Source organism: Saccharothrix hoggarensis (assembly GCF_042678885.1).
In the GTDB taxonomy this organism is placed as follows: Bacteria; Actinomycetota; Actinomycetes; order Mycobacteriales; family Pseudonocardiaceae; genus Actinosynnema; species Actinosynnema hoggarensis.
The window spans coordinates 1-1,173 of record NZ_JBHTLK010000493.1 but is presented as its reverse complement, the minus strand read 5'-3'; the positions used below and the strand labels follow the sequence as shown (position 1 = coordinate 1,173).

Sequence of the window (1,173 nt, the reverse complement as noted above, 5' to 3'; positions counted from 1 at the left end):
CCTGCGGCTGGTCGCCGCGCGGGCCGCGCTGGCCCGGCTCGGGTTGACCACGGACCTGTTCGCGCCGCCGGGCTGGCTCGCGTCGCCCGGCACCGTGGTCGCCCTGCGCCGGCACCGGTTCGCCGTGTGCGCCGACATGGCGGGCGTGCGCGACCTGCGCAGCGGCGAGGTCCGGACCGGGCGGGTGCGGATGGTGGGCGAGCACTGGGGCTACCTGCTGAGCACGGGTCGGGCGGCCCGGCGCGGCGGGCTCGTGCGCATCGGGGTGGACGCCGCCGGGCTGGACCGGATCGGGCTGCGCGAGGTGCTGCTGGAGGCCGTCGACGTGGCCCTGCACCACGGCGCGTCGCCCACGACCTACAGCTCGACCGCCTCGCCGCGGGGCAGCACGACCACCTCGACGCCGTCCGGCGCGGTGCCGACCAGGACGCGGTAGAACACCTCGGTCTCCGCCAGGAGCCCCTGGTGGATCGGCACCGCCTTGCGCGGCGCGACCGCGGCCAGGAAGTCCGCCGCGTCTGACACCTTCAGCCACGGCGCGGCGGTGGGCAGCCCCAGGACGTCCACGCGCTGCTCCGGTACGGTGAGCGAGTCGCCGGGGTGGTAGAACGCGCCGTGGTCGACCAGGTAGCCGACGTTCACCGGCAGCTCGATCCTCGGGTGGATGACCTCGTGCGGCGCGTCCACGACGGTGACGACCGTGCCGCCGAACTCCAGCGCGTCACCGGGCGCGACGACCTCCGCGCCGTCGAGGTCGTACGGCGCGACGAGCCGTGCGCCGGGGTTGGCGGCACGCAGGCCGGGCAGCTTCGCGGTGTCCAGGTGGTCCGCGTGCTCGTGGGTCACCAGGATCGCGTCCAGGCCCTCGACCTGCTCGAACCCGGACGAGAACGTGCCGGGGTCGAACAGCAGCCGGGCCGCGCCGGTGTCGACCAGCAGGCACGAGTGTCCGAAGTGGATGATCAGCACGTGGCCTCCCGCGGTCGGCTGTGCGGACCGTTCTACACGGCTCCCCCGCCCACCGCGACGAGAAGCGCGTCCTCCACCTCCGGCGGCAGCCCGGCGCGGCGGGGCCGGTCCACGCCGAGCCCGCGTTCGTACTCCAGCGTGGCCACCGCCGTGTCGGCGGTCGGGCGGACCCGCAGGCCGGCGGCGAACGCGGGGCCCGCGTCG

At 76.0% G+C, this 1,173-nt stretch carries 1 protein-coding gene and 1 pseudogene; one reads left to right on the top strand and one right to left on the bottom strand.

All coding sequences use genetic code 11. The features are described 5' to 3' along the window. Positions 1 to 436, top strand: a pseudogene (locus tag ACFQ3T_RS36720) (DUF2334 domain-containing protein); the annotation flags it as partial. Here ACFQ3T_RS36720 and ACFQ3T_RS36715 read toward each other — a convergent pair. Next, the gene (locus ACFQ3T_RS36715; protein WP_380730792.1) at positions 358 to 969 is read right to left on the bottom strand and encodes an MBL fold metallo-hydrolase; all 612 of its coding nucleotides are present in this window, start codon (positions 967 to 969) and stop codon (positions 358 to 360) included. The pseudogene ACFQ3T_RS36720 and the gene ACFQ3T_RS36715 overlap by 79 nt on opposite strands. Positions 970 to 1,173: the final 204 nt, after the last annotated feature.